We start from the raw sequence: 2,414 nt of genomic DNA, 5'->3' as shown, positions 1-2,414 counted from the left end.
AATCAAGCCAGGTCATACGTCGCTACTCAAAGGAAGTGAGGTATGTTCTTAAACTTGACGTCTAAGGTACTTCACTTCTAGTGAGCACTTGATTTCATTGTGCTTGTGACCAGGTTAAAAACCCAACCACTGCACTCGCATCAAGCGCCCACACTTATCGGTTGTTTAATTGTTAAAGAGCGGTACTGCTAAATTCTGTACTACTGGTTTCTGCCTTTAACTTCGGCCAACTTCGCTTTCGCGTCGTCGCTGTCGTTGCAGCAGAGAAACGAGATTATGAAGAAGTTTTTATCGCTTGTCAAGTCAGCGTCGTTTTATTTAACTTCGCTTTCTTGCTGCGACCCCTTCAGGTCTCGCCGGGATTTTCACCCCACCTAGCAGCTATCGAGACGCCAGGGTAAACCCTAATTTCTCGGCAACTGCCAAGCCCAAAACTATAGCACAATTTTTGCAGATCGTGCAACTGGCTCCTGCCTGATTTGCACCAATCCTTGCAATAACCGCTGGGCTTTCATCGCTGATCGCTTTTGCGGCAGGCGTTGCCGGGTAACCCTTGGCGCCTGTTGCACTTGCTTGGCTTCGCGGTTCAAAACTGCTTGAGCTGCGAAGGAGCGAGACTATAGCACAGTTTTTGGAGCTGTCATGCCGGGGTAGCAAAAATGTTGTTCCGGCATGAGGCCGCATGCCTTGGCGGGCGTCCAGCCGCGTCTGTGGAGCATGGCGCGCCCGCGTCCTTCCCTATATATAGATAGTGGGACACATCGCTTGCCTGGCCGTTAGGTACGTTTACTATTCGCCTTGTACGCCGCACCTTACTGGAGACGAACACCTTATGCCCCCCGCCATCGCCTCGAGCGAAGATATCCTGATCAACGTTACCCCCTTCGAAACCCGCGTTGCGCTGGTGGAACAGGGGTCGGTACAGGAACTGCATGTGGAACGCAGCATCCAGCGGGGCCATGTGGGGAATATTTATCTGGGACGGGTCGTGCGAGTCTTGCCGGGGATGCAGAGCGCGTTCATCGATATCGGACTCGAGCGCGCGGCCTTCATCCATATAGCGGACCTGCGAGAAAACCGCAGCGAACGCAGCCAGGGCCTGACGCCGACCCCGATCGAGAAGCTCATCTTCGAGGGCCAGACCATCATGGTCCAGGTGGTCAAGGACCCCCTGGGCACCAAGGGCGCCAGGCTTTCCACCCAGATCAGCATGGCCGGGCGCATGCTGGTGTATCTGCCGCACGATCCGCATATCGGCATTTCCCAGAAGATCGACTCCGAGTCCGAACGCATCCAATTGCGCGAACGGCTCCAGGCCCTGATGCCTGCGGAGGAAAAAGGCGGCTTCATCGTCCGCACGCAGGCGGAAGGCGCCAATGATGCCGAGCTTACGGCGGACGTGGAGTACCTGCGCAAACTCTGGACCAGCGTCCAGGCGGCGGCACGCACCCAGCCCGCCCCCGCCCTGCTGCATCAGGATCTGACGCTGGCGCAGCGCGTGCTGCGCGACATGGTGGGGCCTGACATCGGCTCCATCCTGGTCGACTCGCGCACGACCAGCGCCGCCATGCTGGAATGGGCGCGCATCTATACGCCATCCGTCGTGGACCGGATCCAGCATTACAGCGGCGAGCGGCCGCTGTTCGATACCGCCAATGTGGACGACGAGATCGCGCGCGCATTGTCGCGCCGCGTCGACCTCAAGTCTGGCGGCTACCTGATCATCGACCAGACCGAGGCGCTGACCACGGTGGACGTCAATACGGGCGGTTTCGTGGGCGGTCGCAACTTCGACGACACGATCTTCAAGACCAACCTGGAAGCCGCGCAGGCCATCGCGCGGCAGCTTCGGCTGCGCAATCTGGGCGGCATCGTCATCCTGGACTTCATTGACATGGAGGAGCAGGAGCACCGCGAGACGGTGCTGGCGGAATTGAAGAAGGCGCTTTCGCGCGACCGCACCCGCATGACAGTCAATGGCTTTACGCAGCTGGGCTTGGTTGAGATGACACGCAAGCGCACGCGCGATTCGCTGGCGCACCAGTTGTGCGAGCCCTGCCCCATGTGCGAATCGCGAGGCAACGTGCGCACGCCTCGCACCGTCTGCTACGAGATCCTGCGCGAAATCCTGCGCGAAGCCCGGCAATTCAACCCGAAGGAATTCCGCATTCTTGCGTCGCAGGAAGTGGTGGACCTGTTCCTGGAAGAAGAAAGCCAGCACCTCGCGATGCTGGGCGATTTCGTGGGCAAGCGCGTGTCGCTCGAAGTGGAAAGCACGTACTCCCAAGAGAAGTACGACATCATCCTCGTCTGAGCGCGGCAGCGCGGGGGGGGGGGGGGGGGGGGGGGCGCGCGCCGCCCCCCCCCCCGCCCCAACAGCAACAAGCGGCAGCCAAGCAAAAGAATGGTGTGTG

General features: G+C 59.3%; 1 protein-coding gene. It reads left to right on the top strand.

The window, feature by feature from the left end:
- Positions 1-832: 832 nt before the first annotated feature.
- Positions 833-2,314 (top strand): ribonuclease G, encoded by a 1,482-nt coding sequence (rng, locus tag ABE485_RS31015; protein ID WP_346519086.1) that lies wholly within the window; start codon positions 833-835, stop codon positions 2,312-2,314.
- Positions 2,315-2,414: the final 100 nt, after the last annotated feature.

The organism is Achromobacter spanius (genome assembly GCF_039673305.1).
GTDB lineage: Bacteria > Pseudomonadota > Gammaproteobacteria > Burkholderiales > Burkholderiaceae_B > Achromobacter > Achromobacter spanius_F.
The sequence above is the reverse complement of the archived record's forward strand: the minus strand, read 5'-3'. Positions and strand labels throughout refer to the sequence as shown.

Coding starts and splice junctions, on each gene's coding strand:
- rng (WP_346519086.1), top strand. CDS start 833: ATGCCCCCCGCCATCGCCTCGAGCGAAGATATCCTGATCAACGTTACC.